Here is an 18,748-nt window from a genome sequence, read left to right as displayed (position 1 = left end):
TAAATCATGAAGAAGATTTTATATTTAACACTGATATTGCTTGGCTGCACGCAGCTGAGCAATGCGCAGCTGCTCAGCGGAAAAACCAAATTTAGTCGAGCAGATAGCCTTCGGGGAACATTAAGTCCTTTACGCACCTGTTATGACATCAATTACTACCATCTGGATGTCAAGGTAGATATCGATCAGAAATTTATTAGCGGAAGTAATGAATTCCAGTTCAGCGCCACCCAGGATTTCAGCAAATTACAGTTCGACCTGTTCGAAAACCTCAGGGTAGAAAAAGTGGTTTATAAAAACAAAAATGTTCCTTTCAAAAGAGAGTTCAACGCGGTTTTTGTAGATTTTCAGCAAACCATTCCCAAAGGAAGTAAAGAAAGTTTTACCGTATTTTACTCCGGGAATCCAATCATTGCCAAAACCCCGCCATGGGACGGAGGTTTTATTTTCAGCAAGGATAAATCCGGAAATCCCTGGGTTTCCGTTGCCTGCCAGGGCTTAGGAGCCAGCAGCTGGTGGCCCAATAAAGACCATCAAAGTGATGAGGTAGACAGCATCCTGATCAGTATCAGTGTTCCTAAAGGACTTCAGGAGGTTTCGAATGGCCGTTTAAGAAGCACAGAAGCGCGTGCTGACGGATACACAAAGTACAATTGGTTTGTAAGCGAGCCGATCAACAATTACAATGTGACCTTTTATATTGGCAAATATGCCCACTGGACAGATGAGTATTCCGGTGAGAAAGGCAAGCTTTCTATAGACTACTGGGCTTTAAAAGAAGACAGTACCAAAGCCAGACCGCATTGGGATGCAGATGTCAAACCGATGCTCAAATCATTTGAACACTGGTTCGGCCCCTACCCTTTTTATGAAGATGGATATAAGCTCGTTCAGGCCCCTCACCTGGGCATGGAGCACCAAAGTGCCGTTGCCTATGGCAATCTCTTTAAAATGGGCTATTTAGGCAGGGACCTTTCGGGTACAGGATGGGGATTGAAGTTTGATTTTATCACCATTCACGAAAGCGGCCATGAATGGTTTGGAAACAACATCACCACAAAAGACATTGCCGACATGTGGGTACATGAAGGATTTACCAATTATTCTGAAGCTTTATTTACAGAATCTACCCAGGGAAAAGAAGCGGGGTCAGCCTATGTGATCGGAGTCAGAAAAAATATTGCCAATGATATCCCGGTCATCGGGGCTTACAATGTCAACCACGAAGGCTCCGGAGACATGTATCCTAAAGGGGCAAACCTGGTTCACCTGATCAGACAACTGGTCAACGATGATGAGAAGTTCAGAGCCATTCTCAGGGGATTGAATAAAACTTTTTACCACCAAACGGTTACCACCCAACAGGTGGAGCAATATATCATGAAACAAAGTGGCTTAAAACTGGAAAAGGTGTTTGATCAGTATTTAAGAACAACGATGGTGCCTGTCCTGGAATACAAAATTGAAAATGGCAAACTTTCCTACAGGTGGACTTCTTGTGTCAAAGGCTTTGACATGCCTTTAAAAGTCACCTTGAAAGATCAACATTTTTCCAGCATCTACCCGACCACAGATTGGAAAACTACCGGATTGAGCAGCCAAATCAACAAAGAAAATTTCAAAGCAGATCCAAATTTTTATGTTAAAATAAAAAATTTATAGTAAATCTTGCAACAAACTGAATATGGCTTGCGTCTTATAGAAAACCTTAACCACATGAAAAAATTCAGCTTAATATTAACACTTGCATTTTTCAGCCTTACTGCCATCAGCAAAGCGGAAAAACCAATCAGAATCAGTGCTTCCCATCTTCTTGATGAAGAAAGAAAAGTAAGCAACTTCAGTGCAATCGGTATTGCCGGGTCACTTAAAGTTTATGTCAAAATCGGAAACACAGAGAGCCTCAGACTGGAAGGAGATCAGGAAGGCATAGCCGAACTGATTACAGAAGTAAAAAATGGTACATTACACATCAGACCGAAAAAACAAAACTCCAATAACTGGTTTGGAAGATCAAATTCCAAAATTACCGCCTACATTACAGTAAAGAAGTTAACTTCTTTAGCGATGTCAGGCTCAGGAAGCATTGAAGTAGAAAACACCATCAATGCAGATGAGTTTAACGCTGCAGTTAGTGGTTCCGGAAACATTAAGGCAACAATCAATGCAAAAAGCCTGGAGGCTGCCATCAGTGGATCAGGAAAACTGTCTTTCTCAGGCAAAGCAAAAAAATCAGATGTGGCCATCAGCGGATCCGGAAGTTTCTCTGGAAGCAGCCTGTCTTCAGATGAAGTAAATGCCCACATCAGCGGTTCAGGGAACATTTACATCAACGCCGAAAAAACGATCAATGCGGCAATCGGAGGATCTGGAAATGTGAACTATACCGGAAATCCAACAGTGACCAAAGCAATTGGCGGATCAGGAAAAGTCAGAAAAGCAGGCTAGAAGAATAGCCAGGCCAAAAATCAGGCATAAAAAAAATCCCCGGACTCATCGTCCGGGGATTTTTTTTATATGCTTAGTACAGACTATACGCCTAAAAGCAATCTTGCAGGATCTTCCAGCAATTGTTTTACCCTTACCAGGAAGCCAACAGACTCTCTTCCATCAATGATACGGTGATCGTAAGACAATGCTAAATACATCATCGGACGGATCACTACTTCACCTTTTTCAGCGATAGGGCGCTCAATGATATTGTGCATTCCTAAGATGGCAGATTGTGGTGCATTGATGATTGGAGTAGACATCATTGAACCAAATACACCACCATTGGTGATGGTAAATGTTCCACCTGTCATTTCTTCAATCGTCAATTTGCTATCGCGGGCTTTAGTAGCCAGTTCGATCACTGATTTTTCAATCTGTGCAAGCGTTAAGCTTTCTGCATTTCTGATGATTGGAACTACCAATCCTTTAGGTGCAGATACCGCAATAGAAATGTCTACAAAATCATTGTAAACCAATTCTTCGCCATCAATCCTTGCATTTACTGCAGGGAAATCTTTCATTGCCTCACAAACAGCCTTGGTAAAGAAGCTCATGAAGCCTAAACCAACACCATATTTTTCTTTAAACTGATCTTTATATTTTCCACGAAGATCCATGATCGGCTTCATGTTTACTTCGTTAAAAGTAGTTAACATTGCCGTTTCATTTTTCACTGCTACCAAACGTTTTGCAACTGTTTTACGTAGTGGCGACATTTTTTGTCTGCGCTCATTTCTTGCGCCCGCAACCGGGGCAACAACTGCAGCAGTTGCAGGGGCAGCAGCTTTAGGCTGTGCTTTTTCTGCATTTAATGCATCTTCTTTAGTGATCCTTCCATCAACACCTGTTCCTTTTACCGATCCGGCATCCACTCCTTTTTCTGCAAGAATTTTTCCTGCCGATGGTGATGGAGTACCTGTTGCATAGCTGTCTGCGGATTTCTCTGCTACCGGAGCAGATTTTGTGTCTTCAGCAACAGTCGCTTTTTCTGCTGCAGGTGCTTCTTTAGATTTAGGAGCAGCACCGCCGTCTTCAATTTTACAAACTACTGCACCTATAGCCAATGTATCGCCTTCACTAGCCACTGTCCTTAAAGTTCCGGCCTGTTCTGCAGTTAATTCAAAAGTTGCTTTATCAGATTCCAATTCAGCAATTACCTCATCCATTTCTACTGCATCCCCATCATTTTTCACCCAACGTGATAAAACAACTTCGGTGATTGACTCGCCTACTGGCGGAACTTTTATTTCTATACTCATAACTGATGTATTATATTTTCTAATCTACATTATAAACTTTACTCACAGACTTCTTGGCAATCTCTTTCTCCGTTTCCGTTACGGGCATTTCGAAAGCTTTTGCTAAAATATAAGCTTGCTGATCTGCATGTTGCCTAGCAAAACCTGATGCCGTACTGCTGCTTTCTTTTCTTGATATCACCTCAATATCATTAAAGATAGTTTTTCTTAACCTGCGTAGCAAATATGGCCATGCACCCATGTTTTCAGGTTCTTCCTGAACCCAAACGGCTTCTTTAGCATTTTTATATTTTTGATATACCGCTTCCATCTGCGCCAACGGCGTTGGATACAATTGTTCCACCCTTACGATAGCCACATCTTTGATCTGATCTTTTTGTTGTTTTTCCAACAACTCATAATAGATCTTACCGCTACAGAACAATACCCTGTTTACTGATGCTGCTTTCACATTTGCATCGTCAATCACTTCCTGGAATTTGTTGTCTGTGAACTCTTCTAATTTAGAAACGCATAAAGGATGACGCAAAAGACTCTTCGGTGTAAACACGACCAAAGGCTTTCTAAAATCACGCTTAAACTGTCTGCGGATCGCATGGAAGAAATTCGCCGGAGTGGTACAGTTCGTTACCTGCATGTTGTAATCTGCACAAAGCTCCATAAAACGCTCAATACGTGCCGATGAATGCTCAGGACCCTGGCCTTCATAACCATGTGGCAATAACATCACCAAACCATTCTCACGTTGCCATTTCGTTTCGGCACTTGCAATATACTGATCTACTACAATCTGTGCTCCGTTAAAGAAATCACCAAACTGCGCTTCCCAGATCGTCAATGCATTCGGGTTGGCCATTGCATAACCATATTCAAAACCTAGTACACCATATTCCGATAAATGTGAATTGTAAATATCGAAAGGTGCCTGTTGATCAGAAACATGCGCCAACGGGATGTACTCCTCTTCAGAATCTTCCAGTGTTAAAACGGCATGACGGTGAGAGAAAGTACCTCTTTCCACATCCTGTCCGCTTAAACGAACACGTTTACCTTCTGCAAGCAAAGTACCATAAGCCAGTTGCTCACCCATCGCCCAGTCAAACACATGTGTGGTATTTGCCATTTTACTACGCTCATCAAAAAGCTTTTCGATCTTCTTGAAGAACTTTTTATCTGAAGGCAGGCTGCTGATTCTTTTGGCCACTTCCAGCAAAGTCGTTTTCTTAACCGCTGTATTTGGGGAAGTCTCAAAATCCTGTACCGTAGCCAGACGCATGTCTGCCCAGGCACCGCCAAATTTAACATCCTGATAAGTAGAAGTAATTTCTTTAGCTTCATTCAGGCGCTCCTGCAAAAGACCACGGAATTCTTTTTCCAGTTCTTTTGCCATACTTGCTTCCAGTTTACCCTCTTTGATTAACTGCTGAACATAGATGTCACGCGGATTTGCATGTTGCTCTATCGCTTTATACAATAGTGGCTGTGTGAACTTAGGTTCATCCGCCTCATTATGTCCAAACCTGCGGTAGCATAAAATATCGATGAATACATCGTTTTTATATTTTTGACGGTACTCCATTGCCAGGTTGATCGCATAAACCAAAGCCTCCACATCATCTCCATTTACATGGAAAACGGGAGATAAAGTTACTTTAGCGATATCTGTACAATAAGTACTCGAACGTGCATCTTTAAAGTTGGTCGTAAAACCAATCTGGTTATTGATGATCAGGTGAATGGTTCCTCCGGTTTTGTACCCGTCTAAGCCAGCCATCTGAATCACTTCGTATACGATCCCCTGACCGGCAACAGAAGCATCACCGTGGATCAGAATTGGTGCGATACGTGCATCATCACCACCGTATTTAAAATCTATTTTAGACCTGGTCATTCCTTCTACCACTCCGTTCACTGTTTCCAGGTGGGATGGATTAGGACATAAACTCAGGTGAACACTATTTCCATTATTGGTGGTTACGTCGGTAGAGTAACCCAAATGGTATTTTACGTCACCACCAAAAGGTGATGCTGCACTGTACCCTTTACCTTCAAACTCAGCAAAGATATCCTTATAGGTCTTTTGCATGATGTTGGCCAAAACGTTCAGCCTTCCACGATGCGCCATTCCGATCACAAATTCTTCGATCCCCAGCTCAGAACCTTTTTCAATCACGGAATCCAATGCAGGAATTAAAGCTTCCGCACCTTCCAGAGAAAAACGTTTTTGACCAAGGAACTTCGTTCCAAGGAAATTCTCAAAACTTACCGCTTCATTCAGCTTTTTTAAAATTCTCCGTTTTTCTTCGATAGAGAAATTTGGCGTGTTACGCACACTTTCCATTTTATGCTCGATCCAGGACAATACCTCCGGCGTGCGGACATATTTATATTCTGCACCTATGGAACGGCAGTAAGTCTGTTTTAAGAAAGCAACGATATCACTTAATTTCGCTGCTCCGATGCCGATTTCAACACCTGAATTAAATACTGTATCAAGATCGGCCGCTGATAATTTAAAGTTTTCCAGATCCAGTGTTGGAAGATGCTGACGTCTTTCTCTAACCGGATTGGTATGTGTAAACAGGTGGCCACGCTGACGGTAACCGTTGATCATGTTTAAAACACTAACCTCCTTTAGAAAATGCTCAGGAGTTTCTTCTCCTGCTGATGCCGGAGAGGAGTCTCTGCCGAAGTCGAAGCCTTCAAAAAATTTCTGCCAACCAAATTCAACCGAATTGGGATCTTCTTTATAAGTTTGATAAAGGGACTCTATGTATTCGGCATTTGTGCCGTTGAGATAAGATAAATTATCCATTATGTGTGAATATGCTATAAGTGATGCAAAATTAGGATTTTACCTATTAAGTCAGGCAATTTTCTTTATAAATCTTCCAAAAAATCGGTCATATCACAGACATTCTTTAACGGCGTCAGCTGATCCTTCACAAGGATATCAAATTCAGAGATTAAACTACCTGCAACTAACAAAGGAACATTCAGACTGTCCATAACTTTACCTATAATTTTATTGATGTCTTTACCCAGATTTAAAGAAGTTAAAACTATAAAAGCGAAATCCGGTTGATAGGACGCCACTACTTTTTTAAGATCTGTATAAGGTATTTCTGAACCCAGATATAGGGTATCATGACCACACCTCTTCAATAGGTATCTGGCAAAAAGCAGGCCAGTTTCATGCATTTCGGCTTCGGGAAGAAAAAGCAGAAACCTTTTTACTTCCGCCTTTTCAGGTTTTTCCACTTTATCGATTTCCACAATGATGCGGTCGCGGATCAGGTTGGAAGCAAAGTGCTCATGAGAAGGATCAATCGTGCCGGTTTGCCACAGCATCCCTACCCGCTTCATAAAAGGAAAAAGAACCACATCCATCGTTTTGACCAGGCCCATCTCCTCAATACATTTTCCCAATATTTCAGAAAACTCAACTTCATCATAGGCGATCGTAGCATTGGAAAGGCTGAGCATCTGTACGGAATCATTACTCCGGTCGGACTTTAACTGGGTAACCAGGTCGGCGATCTGCTTTTGGGTCATCTTGGCAATCCGGCTTATTTTATAGCCATTCTCGTTCAGGGCCACAATATTAAGCAGCATTTTTAGATCGTCTTCATCGTAGAAACGAATGTTCGTGGGTGTTCTCTTGGGTGGCACCAGATTATACCTTATCTCCCAGGCTCTGATCGTATGTGCTTTAATCCCAATGAGCCCCTCTATATCACTTATTGAAAATTTCCTCACGTTATTGTTTACAACAAATGTTAAACAACTTTGTTTAAAAAACAATTTTTGTTTAATTTTTATAGAAAATAAATGTTAAAAGGGGAACTAAAGTAGTTTAAAGAATGCTTTTAAGCCATCGGCGCTGTATCGGAAACAGCGGTTTCCAGTATTTTGATTTGCTTATCGAGGTCAAAGGTATTTTTTGATTTCGCATCTTTCCCTACGCCTGCTACATTCGCCCAATTTCCCCAGTTACTTGCCGGTGCATAATCGATGAGTTTATCCTCAAAATAGACTGCTCCATTCGTCCAGTGGACTTTTAAAACATGAACCAGGAAAGTAGCAACCAATAAGCGCCCCGAATGAGGAATAAAACCGGATTCATTCAATTCATGCATGTACTTGTCAATCATGACATGTCCGGTATTTCCCGTTTTCCATTTTTGTAAGGCAGGGTTCTCATTATCTGCGATAGAAAATAATTCCTTTTCGAAATCAGGATCCTGAAAAAATTCAATTCCATGTTTTTTAAACATAAACCTGAAATAATCCCGCCACAATAAACCCAAAAGGATCTGATTGAAATTTGGATTCCCCCCAAAAGTAGCCTCCGCTTCCTTTACCAACCAGTAAACCTTTCTCGGCGATAAACAACCTAAAGACAACCAGCCCGACAACCGGGAAGAAAAACCAGGTTTATCAGCACTCTGTTTCACTGGTTTCAGGTAAATATCAGCGCCCTCTTCCAGCAATGCTTTCAGGTGTTGCAAGCCCGCATCCTCTCCACCTAAAAATGATTGTTCAGGAATAGAAATGGCGGAATCAAAACCTAAGTCTTCAAGGGAAGGTAGCGCTCCCCAATCTTCATTCTCCACAAAAGAGATCTCCTCAGGAGATAAAAAGCAGGATTTCACGATGGCATCACGCTCTGTTTTCTTTTTAAACTGGGCAAAGACATCAGGAATATCCTTAATGGGAAAAGGAAGGTCTTCTTTGTTATATAAAGTATGTCCTATGAAATGTTTCAGGTTGATTTTAAGCTTCCACAAAAGGTCTTCTACTTTAGTAGAGATTAAGGTCTCTTCCGGCGCCACTTCACGGTGATGGTAAACTTCGGATATCTCATAGTCTTCTACCAATTTAGCCATTAATTCTTCCGGGCTTCCCTTCATCAGTAAAATATCGCCACCCAGTTCCTGAAAAGCTTGTCTTAGTGCCGCAACACTTTCCAACAGAAACTTCGCCCGATGTGCCCCGGTCTTATCCGTTTCAAATATGGTGGGCTGAAAATAATGAGGATCAAAAAAATAAACCGGCAAAATACTGTCGGATTTTGCAATGGCTTCAACCAACATTTCATTGTCGTGTAATCGAAGATCATTTCTAAACCAAACTAATATTCTTTTAGACTTCATTAATGAGGGGGACATAAAGTATATAATTCACAAAAATATACGAATTTTTAGCTTAGTACGAATGCATAAAGCAATATTTACATAAGCGCAACAAACATTTACAAGAAAAAGACTTAATTCCAAACTAAAATGCCGTTAAGCGGTTATACAAATTATGACGAAGCACATTCTGATGACCGGAGCCACAGGCCTGATTGGCAAAAAACTGATCCGGACCTTACAGGAGAAAGGACATAAAATCTCCGTCCTCTCCAGAAAACCTGTTGTGATAGAAAACGTTAAAGTCTTTTTATGGGATGTCTATCAACAGCAAATAGACCCCGGTTGCCTGGAAGGTATAGACACCATCATCCATCTGGCAGGAGAAAATGTTGCCGGCGAAAAATGGAGCCCGGCCCGCAAGAAAAAAGTGATCGACAGCAGGGTCTTATCGACAGCACTCCTTTACCAACTGATAAAAGAACAACAGGCAGACATTCAGACCTTTATTTCCGCCTCGGCAGTAGGTTATTATGGAGATGCCGGAGATGAAATTCTAACGGAAAAAAGTCTTGCCGGAACAGGATTTCTTGCCGAATGCTGTCGGCAATGGGAAGCCGCTGTTGACGAAGGAACGGCTTTAGGCCTGAGGATCGTAAAATGCAGGATAGGTTTTGTGCTTGCCAGAAATGAAGGAGCACTTCCAGCTCTTGACAAACCCATCCGATTTTTTGTTGGAGCCGGATTGGGCAGCGGCAAACAATGGGTGCCATGGGTACATATCGATGATGTGGTTGAAGCATTTGTGACTGCAGTCGAAAACGAGCAATGGACTGGCCCATATAATATCTGCGCCCCTTTCCCGGTGAGCAACAGAAGCCTAACCAAAGCCATCGCTAAAAAACTACACCGACCAGTATGGCCGGTCAATATTCCGGAAAGTATTTTAAAACTTATTTTAGGAGAAATGAGCTCCGTTGCCCTGATCAGCAACAATACTTCCGCCCAAAAGCTCCTGGATACCGGTTTTCAATTTAAATACCTTCAACTTGAAGATGCTTTAACCGATATTTACCAGGCCTAAGGCCAACAGATTTACCAGGCATAACCCAAGCCCCTTTAAAATAATGAAGTCAGAAATTAACATTTGCTGGTTACGAAGAGATTTAAGATTAGAAGACAACGCCGCATTATATGAAGCACTCCGAAGTCCTTTACCGGTATTGTTACTTTTCATTTTTGACAAAAACATCCTCAGTAAGCTATCGGATAAAAAAGACGCAAGAGTAACTTTCATTCATAAAACCCTGGAGGCGCTAAATTCCAGTCTTCAACAATCAGGGAGCAGCATTCTAGCCAAATATGGTAGCCCGGAAGAGGTATGGCCCGAGATTTTGAACAGTTATACCGTCAAATCTGTATATGCCAACCATGACTATGAGCCTTACGCAAGGGAGAGAGATGATGCCCTTGCCGAATACCTGCGCTCGGAACAAATCGGCTTTCATACCTTCAAAGACCAGGTGATTTTCGAGAAAAATGAAATCACAAAAGCGGATGGCAAACCATACACCGTATTTACCCCCTACTTCCGGCAATGGCAGCAAAAACTGAATGAATTCTATATCAAGGCTTATCCGATAGAAAAATATGCCGGTAATTTCTTTCCATTGGCTCCTCAGGAAATCCCCGGTCTTTCTGAAATGGGATTTGAAACCTCAGACCTGAACTTCCCAAATAAAGACTTCAGCAGCAAGCTGGATCTTTATGAAGATAAAAGGGATTTTCCCGCTGAAGACGCCACCACGCAGATCGGCATTCACCTCCGTTTTGGTACGCTCAGCATCCGTGAAGCCGCCAGAGCAGCATTAGCCCAAAAAGCAGAAAAATGGCTATCTGAATTGGCCTGGAGAGATTTCTATATGATGATCTTATGGCATTTCCCACATACCGTTGGCCATTCATTCAAACCTGCTTATGACCTCATAAAATGGAGAAACGACGAAAGAGAATTTGAAGCCTGGTGCCAGGGCAATACGGGCTACCCGATTGTAGATGCCGGAATGAGGCAATTGAATGCGACCGGATACATGCATAACCGTGTCAGAATGGTTGTCGCCAGTTTTCTGACCAAACATCTTTTGATCGACTGGAGATGGGGCGAAGCCTATTTTGCAGAGAAATTACTGGATTATGAAATGGCAAGTAATGTAGGTGGCTGGCAGTGGGCCTGTGGTTCCGGAAATGACGCAGCACCCTACTTCCGGATCTTCAACCCTGAGCTTCAGACGAAAAAATTCGATCCTGAATTTAAATATATCGACCGTTGGCTCCCTGCTTATAAACAACAAAAGCATGTACAACCTATAGTTGAACATGCTTTTGCAAGAGAAAGGGTATTAAAAGTCTTTAAAGAAGCATTAAATGAATAATATCTTCCTATCTCGGTTTAGTTGGTAACGTTGACAATCTCTACGTCAAAATCTAAAACGGAATTGGCAGGAATGCTTCCTGATTGATTGGTCACATTTCCATATCCTAATACCGAAGGAATAAATAACCTGAATTTTGCTCCTTTTGTAAATTTTAACAACATCTGTTTCATTCCCACCACCAGAGTTTTCGGTGCTGCAGTAAACTGACCGGAATCAGCCGTTGTTCCATCCAGCATCTTTAAAGTATATTTTATCTCTACGTCTGTATTGACGTTAATCGGATCAGTTCCTGTTCCCGAAGTCGTTACGATGTAATGAACGCCAGATTCATCTTTTAGGGCAGTCAGGGAATTGGCAGTTAAAAAGGACAAAATATGTTGCTGATCTAACGCCGCCTGCTTTTCCGAATACGTGCTGATGTTCAATTCAATCACTTCATTTGAAGGGATTTTTGCTCCAGGAAATCCGTTTTTGCCAAAAGCAAGGTAGGAAGGCAGGAAAATCCTGGCACTACCTCCGGGTCTTAATTTCTTGATCACATCTGAAATCGCGGGAACCGGAAGCCCCATGAATCCACCACCCTGAACAGCCATACCAGTATAACCAACAGGCATCCCCAGATTACGGGTCAGCGGCGAACTGCCATACACTGTACCATTGACCATTGATTTTCCAACAAGATTATAACGTACAGAATCTGCATCCTTATATTCCGGCGCAGGTGTTCCGCCATCGGCCGGCTGTGTGAGCACATAAAAATATCCGGATTTTGCCGGATCTGGCAAAGCAACAATATTATTTTTAGCCAGATAATCGGCTATTTTAGCATCATCCTGCGTCTGAACAGATTCATATTCCTTTTTACAGGAACTCAAAAGAACAACTGCCCCTAACAAGGCAAAGGTATAAAGTGATAACTTTTTAATCATTTGGTTTTTTTATTATTGATATCCACAAGGGTAACGGTATAATCTAATATTGAATTGGGTGGGATTGATGACCCCTGAAAGTCTTTATAGGCTAATGGGGAGGGAATGATCATCCTGATTTGTCCTCCTTTGGCAATCAGTGGCAGTCCGATTGTCCATCCTTCCATTAAAGCACCGAGGCTTAAAAAAACGGGTTGCTCCACAGTGATCGTCTCAAATGGAAACTTCGCACCTAATATTTTTGCGGTATAAGCCACCAGAATACTATCGGTTAATTTAGGTGCGGCTCCTGTACCTGGTGCTAAAATCCGATAACTGAGCCCTTTGGGATGAACTGTGATTTCTGCAATAGCACTATCCGCAACGAATTTTGCTATAATTGCTTTATCAATCTCCAACTGGGTATCAGGATCATAATCCTTCTTTTTTTCACACGCTGCAAATAACCCGCAGAGAAGGAATAAGCCCAGAAAGATCTTGTTTTTTAACATAATACACAAAAATAGTCTTTTCTAACTGATGGAACAATTTTTAACCAATTTTAACAATTGCAGGCCCCGGAAAAAGCCTCATAAAAAACGCCCTTAATAAATTAAGGGCGTCCAGTTTAATTATGAATCGTTATCTTAATAACAATATTTATTTGCAGCTATCAATTGTTGCGCCACTTTCTGGCGTGTCTCTTTGACATTGAAAGCGTCCATTTTGGTAAACCTGCGTAAGCCTACCATCATCATTCTTTGCTCATCACCTTCTGCAAAAGCCCACAATGCTTCTTTACCTGCTTTCTGAAGTCCATCAACGGCTTCAACAAAATAAATACGCATCATGTCCAGCTGACCTTCACAGGCCGCTTCCCCACGAAGGTTCACTAATTTCTCTGTTCTCAGCAAGGTCGATTCTGCTACGTACACATAACTCGCCATGTCTGCAATGTTCATCAGAATTTCCTGTTCTTTAGAAAGGCTCATCATCAGCTTCTGCACTGCGGCACCTGCCACCATCAAAGTTGCTTTCTTCAGGTTTTTAATGATTTTCTTTTCTGCGGCAAACAAGGTATCGTCTTCTTCGCCGAAATCAGGGATCGACATCAGTTCTGCCGCTACTGCTGTAGCAGGCGTCATCAGGTCTAATTCGCCTTTCATCGCACGCTTCAACATCATATCTACGGTTAACAACCTGTTGATCTCATTCGTTCCTTCAAAGATCCTGTTGATCCTTGCATCACGGTAAGCGCGGTCCATAGGTGCCTCCGCAGAGAAGCCCATTCCACCATAAATCTGTACCCCTTCATCTACCACATAATCCAGCACTTCAGAACCCCATACTTTCAGGATGGCGCATTCTACGGCAAACTGCTCTGTAGATTTCAGTTTCGCTTTACTTGCATCCATTCCTCCGGCAACCAAGGTGTCATAAGCATCGTCGATGTTCTGACCGGCGCGGTAATTTGCAGACTCTACTGCATATACTTTAGCCGCCATTTCTGCCAGTTTGTACCTGATGGCACCATATTTTGAAATCGGGCGGTCGAACTGAATCCGCTCATTAGAATAATTAATTGCCGTATCGATCACTGCTTTAGAAGCGCCAATCGCTGCAGCAGCCAATTTGATCCTTCCAATGTTCAGGATGTTTACTGCAATTTTAAATCCATTCTGACGGTCCGAAAGCATGTTTTCTACCGGAACAGGGCAGTCGTTAAAGAAGACCTGTCTCGTAGAAGAACCCTTGATTCCCATTTTATGTTCTTCAGGATTCATGCTGATTCCACCAAATTCACGCTCCACAATGAAAGCCGTTAAATTGGCATCATCGTCAATTTTAGCAAACACAATAAAGATGTCTGCAAAACCACCATTCGTGATCCACATCTTCTGGCCGGTGATCAGGTAATGTTTTCCATCTTCCGACAGTTTCGCTTTGGTTTTTCCGGAGTTGGCATCAGAACCTGAATTTGGCTCCGTTAAACAGTAAGCAGCCTTCCACTCTCCTGTTCCCAGTTTAGGGATATATTTTGCTTTTTGTGCTTCATTTCCATAATACAAAATCGGCAATGTTCCGATTCCGGTATGTGCAGAAAGTGCTACAGCAAAAGAGTGTCCTGCACCAATCACATCAGCAACCAGCATCGAAGTATTGAAATTCTTTCCAAAACCACCAAATTCTTCCGGAATAGAAACTCCAAGGATCCCCAGAGCTCCGGCTTTATCCATTAATGAAGGCATCAGTCCTTCTTCCTGCGTATCAATACGGTCCAGGTTCGGGTATACCTCCGCCACTAAGAAGTCGCGACAGGTCTGTGCAATCATTTGTTGTTCTTCATCAAATTCTTCAGGAATAAATACATCCTGGTAATTGGTTTCTGTTATCAAAAACTCTCCACCTTTAATTGTTTTTTTGTCTGTAGTTTCCATAATATTTTTCTAAAGCATTTCAAAAATTCCGGCCGCACCCTGTCCGCTACCCACGCACATGGTTACCATTCCATATTTCTGATCTCTTCTTTTTAATTCGTTAAATAATTGCACTGATAATTTCGCACCTGTACAGCCCAGCGGGTGTCCAAGAGCAATTGCACCTCCATTGACATTCACTTTAGTCGCATCGATACCCAAAGTCCTGATTACCGCCAGCGACTGAGAAGCAAAGGCTTCGTTCAATTCGATGAGGTCCAGTTCTTCCAGCTTCATGCCTGCCATTTTCAAAGCTTTAGGAATGGCCTCAATTGGTCCAATTCCCATAATTCTAGGCGGCACACCCGCAATGCCATAACTCACCAGACGGGCGATCGGATCTACGCCTAATTCTTTCATTTTACTTTCAGATACCACCAGTACAAATGCAGCACCGTCTGAAGTTTGTGAAGAGTTTCCTGCAGTTACACTACCATCGGCAGCAAAAACAGGTTTTAGTTTAGCCAGTTTATCCAATGAAGTATCCGCTCTCGGTCCTTCATCTATATCCACCACATAACTGCGGGTTTTCTTTTTCATATTGGCATCCAGGTAATTTTCTACTACCGTGATGGGTGCAATACCATCTTTCAGGTGACCGTTTTTAATCGCTTCCACCGCTTTCATGTTCGACTGATAAGCGAAAGCATCCTGATCTTCCCTGCTCACTTTATATTCATTGGCTACTGCTTCAGCAGTTAAACCCATTCCCCAATACCAATCCGGATTCTTCATCGCCACCTCTGCATTTGGAACTACTTTCCATCCGCCGAAAGGCATTCCCGACATCACTTCCACTCCACCGGCAATGATACAATCTGCCATACCGCTTCTGATCTTGGCCACTGCAGTCGCAATGGTTTCCAATCCTGAAGCGCAGTACCTGTTGACCGTTACACCCGGAACTTTATCCGTATCCAATCCCATCAAAGAAATCATACGCCCAATATTCAGGCCTTGTTCCGCTTCCGGGGTCGCATTCCCTACAATTACATCATCAATTTGTGTTTTGTCCAGATTAGGCACCGAGGCCACCAGCTGTTTAATCACTTCGGCAGCCAAATCATCGGCCCTTGTAAAACGAAATACACCACGAGGGGCCTTGCCCACTGCTGTACGATATCCTGCTATAATATATGCTTCTTGCATGTCCGTATCTTTTATTAGCCTAAATTAATTTCTTAGAGGTTTTCCTTTGGTCACAATACTTTGAATCCGTTCCAGCGTTTTACGTTCACCGCAAAGCGATAAAAAGGCTTCTCTCTCCAGGTCAAGCAGGTATTGCTCTGTCACTTCTGTTGGGGAAGACAAATCTCCACCACACATTACCCATCCCAGTTTTTCCGAGATTTTCTTATCATGCTCAGAGATATAATGACCGGAATACATCGTATTTGCGCCTGCATATACAATCCCCAGACCCTGTTTACCCAATACTTTAATGTCCTTGCGTTGTACCGGTTTGGTATATCCTGCATCCGCCAGTTCAATTGCTTTCGCTTTCGCATCCGCAATCAGCCTGCTCCTGTTCATCGAGATCGAATACTTGTCTTTTTGCAGGTATCCCAATTCAAATGCTTCTACTGCTGAAGTGGAAACCTTAGCCATACCAATCGTCAGGAACCTGTCTTTCAATGCATTCTGCACAATCTGGTCGTCTTTATATTCATCAGAGGCACGCAGGGCGAATTCTTTCGTACCGCCACCACCAGGAATCACTCCCACACCAAACTCCACCAATCCCATATAGGTTTCCGCATTCAGCTGAACATGATCCGCATGTAAACTAAACTCACAACCACCGCCAAGGGTTAAGTTATGTGGCGCAACGACTACCGGAATAGACGAATACCTGATGCGCATAGAGGTGTTCTGAAACATCCTGATTGCCAGGTTTAACTCCTCCCATTCCTGCTCTACCGCCATCATAAAGATCATCCCAACATTTGCTCCTGCAGAGAAGTTGGCACCATCGTTTCCAATCACGACCCCTCTGTATTCTTTTTCAGCCAGGTCAATCGCTTTATTGATCGCCTGCAGGGTATCTCCACCGATCGTATTCATTTTCGAATGGAACTCTACATTCAGGATTCCATCTCCAAGATCAATAATAGAGGCACCTGAATTTTTCCAGATGGTTTTATTTCCCCTCAGGTTGTCCAATACTACAAAGGCTTCTGTGCCCGGTACTGCTTTATAACTTTTAGAAGGGATATCATAATATTTTTTTACACCATCTTCCACTTTGTAAAAAGTAGTATGTCCCGCAGCCAGCATTTCATGAACCCATGCTGCAGCCTCATGGCCATATTTCTTCATGCCTTCCAGGGAATCAGCGATACCTACTGCATCCCAAACTTCGAAAGGACCTAAATCCCATGCAAAGCCTGCACGCATGGCATCGTCAATCCTGTACAACTCATCAGAGATTTCAGGAATGCGGTCAGACACATATTCAAACAAACCAAAGAAAGATGCACGGAACAACTCTCCCGCTTTATCTTTTCCGGAAGCAAAAACTTTCATTCTGTCTTTTACATTCTCAATTGGCTTGGTCAAATCCAATGTGGAGGATTTCACTTTTTGCTGAGGACGGTATTCCAGTGTTTTCAGGTCTAATGCCAGAATCTCGGTCTTCCCATCTGCAGTTTTTGTTTTTTTATAAAAACCCTGTTGCGTTTTATCGCCAAGCCATTTATTGGCTTCCATTTTCTCTACATAAGCAGGCAGCTTAAAGAGGTCATGGGCTTTGTCCTGCGGACAATTGTCATATAGTCCTTTAGAAACTTTAATCATGGTATCCAGACCAACCACATCAGTGGTACGGAAGGTTGCAGATTTTGGTCTTCCAAGGGCAGGGCCAGTAAATTTGTCTACTTCCTCTACTGTCAGGTCCATCTTTTCTACCAGATGCAATAAAGACATGATAGAATAAACCCCCACACGGTTCGCAATGAATGCAGGAGTATCTTTACAAAGTACCGTAGTTTTACCTAGAAATTTATCACCGTAATGCATTAAGAAATCCACCAGCTTCGGATCGGTCTCCGGAGTAGGGATAATTTCCAGCAAGCGCAAATAACGGGGAGGATTGAAGAAGTGTGTTCCACAGAAATTCGCTTTGAAATCTGCTGATCTTCCTTCGGCCATCATATGGATCGGGATTCCGGAAGTATTAGAGGTAACCAATGTTCCTGGTTTACGGTATTGCTCTACCTGATCGAACACCTGTTTTTTGATGCCCAGATTTTCTACGACAACCTCAATGATCCAGTCGTAGGTAGCAATCTTAGCCATATCATCAGTAAAGTTACCGGTAGTGATCTTATTCAGCACACTCTTGGTATAAACAGGGGAAGGATTGGTCTTTACCGTATTTTGTAAAGCGGCATTTACAATTCTGTTTTTAACTGCCGGATGATCCAGGGCCAGTCCTTTCGCTTGTTCCTCGGCGCTCAGCTCTTTCGGAGCGATATCAAGCAAAAGTACCTCAACTCCAATGTTCGCAAAGTGACAAGCAATACGTGAACCCATAATACCTGAGCCCAATACTGCTACTCTATTTATCTTCTTGTTCATAATTTTCTGTAGGAATTTTATATGCCAATGTAAGTTTGTTCAATTTCTGCAGCGTTGAGATCAGGTTGTTCTTTTCCTGTGCGCTGAGGTGTACGTTCAGATACTCGTTAAAAGAGATCACCACGCCTTTTGCAAGCTGTCTTTTTTCACGGCCCAGGTCAGTCAGATATACTTTAACTGAGCGTTTATCTCCGATGGAAGTCTCCCGGTATATTAACCCCATTTCTTCCATATTGTTTAGCATTCTTGATAAACTTGTGGCCTTCACTCCGAGCAAACCGGCCAGCTTCGAAACCGCCGTACCTTCCTTCTCAATATTGATCAGCACATAGCCAATGGCCTGTGTGATTCCAAATCCGGATGCGATCTGATTATAAGTGTTGGAAACATTCTGCCAAACCACTTTCAAAAAATAATCTACTGTCTCTTGTTGTTTCATGAATTACTATGCTTGCATAACAA

Annotated in this window: 14 protein-coding genes; 4 read left to right on the top strand and 10 right to left on the bottom strand. The window is 42.5% G+C overall.

Annotation, left to right across the window (positions count from 1 at the left end):
• Window positions 1-6 precede the first annotated feature (6 nt).
• Both AAFF35_RS00940 and AAFF35_RS00935 read left to right on the top strand, forming a co-directional pair.
• Window positions 7-1,662, top strand: a complete 1,656-nt coding sequence (locus AAFF35_RS00940; protein WP_342330465.1) for a M1 family metallopeptidase — start codon at window positions 7-9, stop codon at window positions 1,660-1,662.
• A 54-nt stretch (window positions 1,663-1,716) separates the two neighbouring features.
• Window positions 1,717-2,448 carry a head GIN domain-containing protein gene (locus AAFF35_RS00935; protein WP_342330464.1) on the top strand — a complete coding sequence of 244 codons (732 nt, stop codon included), beginning with the start codon at window positions 1,717-1,719 and terminating at the stop codon, window positions 2,446-2,448.
• An 83-nt stretch (window positions 2,449-2,531) separates the two neighbouring features.
• On the opposite strand, the gene odhB is transcribed toward AAFF35_RS00935, so the two are convergent.
• The 4 genes from odhB to AAFF35_RS00915 all read right to left on the bottom strand — a co-directional run bounded on the left by odhB (window position 2,532) and on the right by AAFF35_RS00915 (window position 8,908).
• Window positions 2,532-3,752: a 2-oxoglutarate dehydrogenase complex dihydrolipoyllysine-residue succinyltransferase gene (gene odhB, locus AAFF35_RS00930; RefSeq protein WP_342330463.1), complete on the bottom strand. Its 1,221-nt coding sequence runs from the start codon at window positions 3,750-3,752 to the stop codon at window positions 2,532-2,534.
• 19 nt (window positions 3,753-3,771) lie between these two features.
• Window positions 3,772-6,567, bottom strand: coding sequence for a 2-oxoglutarate dehydrogenase E1 component (locus tag AAFF35_RS00925; protein WP_342330462.1), 2,796 nt, complete (start codon window positions 6,565-6,567; stop codon window positions 3,772-3,774).
• 65 nt (window positions 6,568-6,632) lie between these two features.
• On the bottom strand, window positions 6,633-7,511 hold the full coding sequence (locus AAFF35_RS00920; protein ID WP_342330461.1) for a MerR family transcriptional regulator: 879 nt from the start codon (window positions 7,509-7,511) through the stop codon (window positions 6,633-6,635).
• 110 nt (window positions 7,512-7,621) lie between these two features.
• Window positions 7,622-8,908 (bottom strand): DASH family cryptochrome, encoded by a 1,287-nt coding sequence (locus tag AAFF35_RS00915; RefSeq protein ID WP_342330460.1) that lies wholly within the window; start codon window positions 8,906-8,908, stop codon window positions 7,622-7,624.
• Window positions 8,909-9,062: 154 nt separating this feature from the next.
• On the opposite strand from AAFF35_RS00915, the gene AAFF35_RS00910 reads away from it, so the two are divergent.
• Complete coding sequence (locus AAFF35_RS00910) at window positions 9,063-9,971, top strand: TIGR01777 family oxidoreductase (RefSeq protein ID WP_342330459.1); 909 nt, start codon at window positions 9,063-9,065, stop codon at window positions 9,969-9,971.
• A 43-nt stretch (window positions 9,972-10,014) separates the two neighbouring features.
• Entirely contained in the window at window positions 10,015-11,319 is a 1,305-nt protein-coding gene (locus tag AAFF35_RS00905; protein WP_342330458.1) for a deoxyribodipyrimidine photo-lyase, read from the top strand.
• Between the two features lie 17 nt (window positions 11,320-11,336).
• On the opposite strand, the gene AAFF35_RS00900 is transcribed toward AAFF35_RS00905, so the two are convergent.
• From AAFF35_RS00900 to AAFF35_RS00875, 6 genes are all read right to left on the bottom strand, one after another.
• Window positions 11,337-12,251 carry an FKBP-type peptidyl-prolyl cis-trans isomerase gene (locus tag AAFF35_RS00900; RefSeq protein WP_342330457.1) on the bottom strand — a complete coding sequence of 305 codons (915 nt, stop codon included), beginning with the start codon at window positions 12,249-12,251 and terminating at the stop codon, window positions 11,337-11,339.
• Complete coding sequence (locus tag AAFF35_RS00895; RefSeq protein ID WP_342330456.1) at window positions 12,248-12,742, bottom strand: FKBP-type peptidyl-prolyl cis-trans isomerase; 495 nt, start codon at window positions 12,740-12,742, stop codon at window positions 12,248-12,250. Before AAFF35_RS00895 ends, AAFF35_RS00900 begins: the two co-directional genes overlap by 4 nt.
• A gap of 135 nt (window positions 12,743-12,877) precedes the next feature.
• On the bottom strand, window positions 12,878-14,668 hold the full coding sequence (locus AAFF35_RS00890; RefSeq protein ID WP_342330455.1) for an acyl-CoA dehydrogenase family protein: 1,791 nt from the start codon (window positions 14,666-14,668) through the stop codon (window positions 12,878-12,880).
• A gap of 9 nt (window positions 14,669-14,677) precedes the next feature.
• A complete protein-coding gene (locus tag AAFF35_RS00885; RefSeq protein WP_342330454.1) occupies window positions 14,678-15,856 on the bottom strand; it encodes an acetyl-CoA C-acyltransferase in 1,179 nt (392 codons plus the stop codon).
• A 24-nt stretch (window positions 15,857-15,880) separates the two neighbouring features.
• Window positions 15,881-18,286, bottom strand: coding sequence for a 3-hydroxyacyl-CoA dehydrogenase/enoyl-CoA hydratase family protein (locus tag AAFF35_RS00880; protein WP_342330453.1), 2,406 nt, complete (start codon window positions 18,284-18,286; stop codon window positions 15,881-15,883).
• The gene (locus AAFF35_RS00875) at window positions 18,267-18,725 is read right to left on the bottom strand and encodes a MarR family transcriptional regulator (protein WP_073238100.1); all 459 of its coding nucleotides are present in this window, start codon (window positions 18,723-18,725) and stop codon (window positions 18,267-18,269) included. Before AAFF35_RS00875 ends, AAFF35_RS00880 begins: the two co-directional genes overlap by 20 nt.
• Between the last annotated feature and the right edge of the window lie 23 nt (window positions 18,726-18,748).

Source organism: Pedobacter sp. FW305-3-2-15-E-R2A2 (assembly GCF_038446955.1).
GTDB lineage: Bacteria > Bacteroidota > Bacteroidia > Sphingobacteriales > Sphingobacteriaceae > Pedobacter.
Note: the sequence above shows the minus strand (reverse complement) of the source record. Positions and strands in the feature narration are given on the sequence as shown.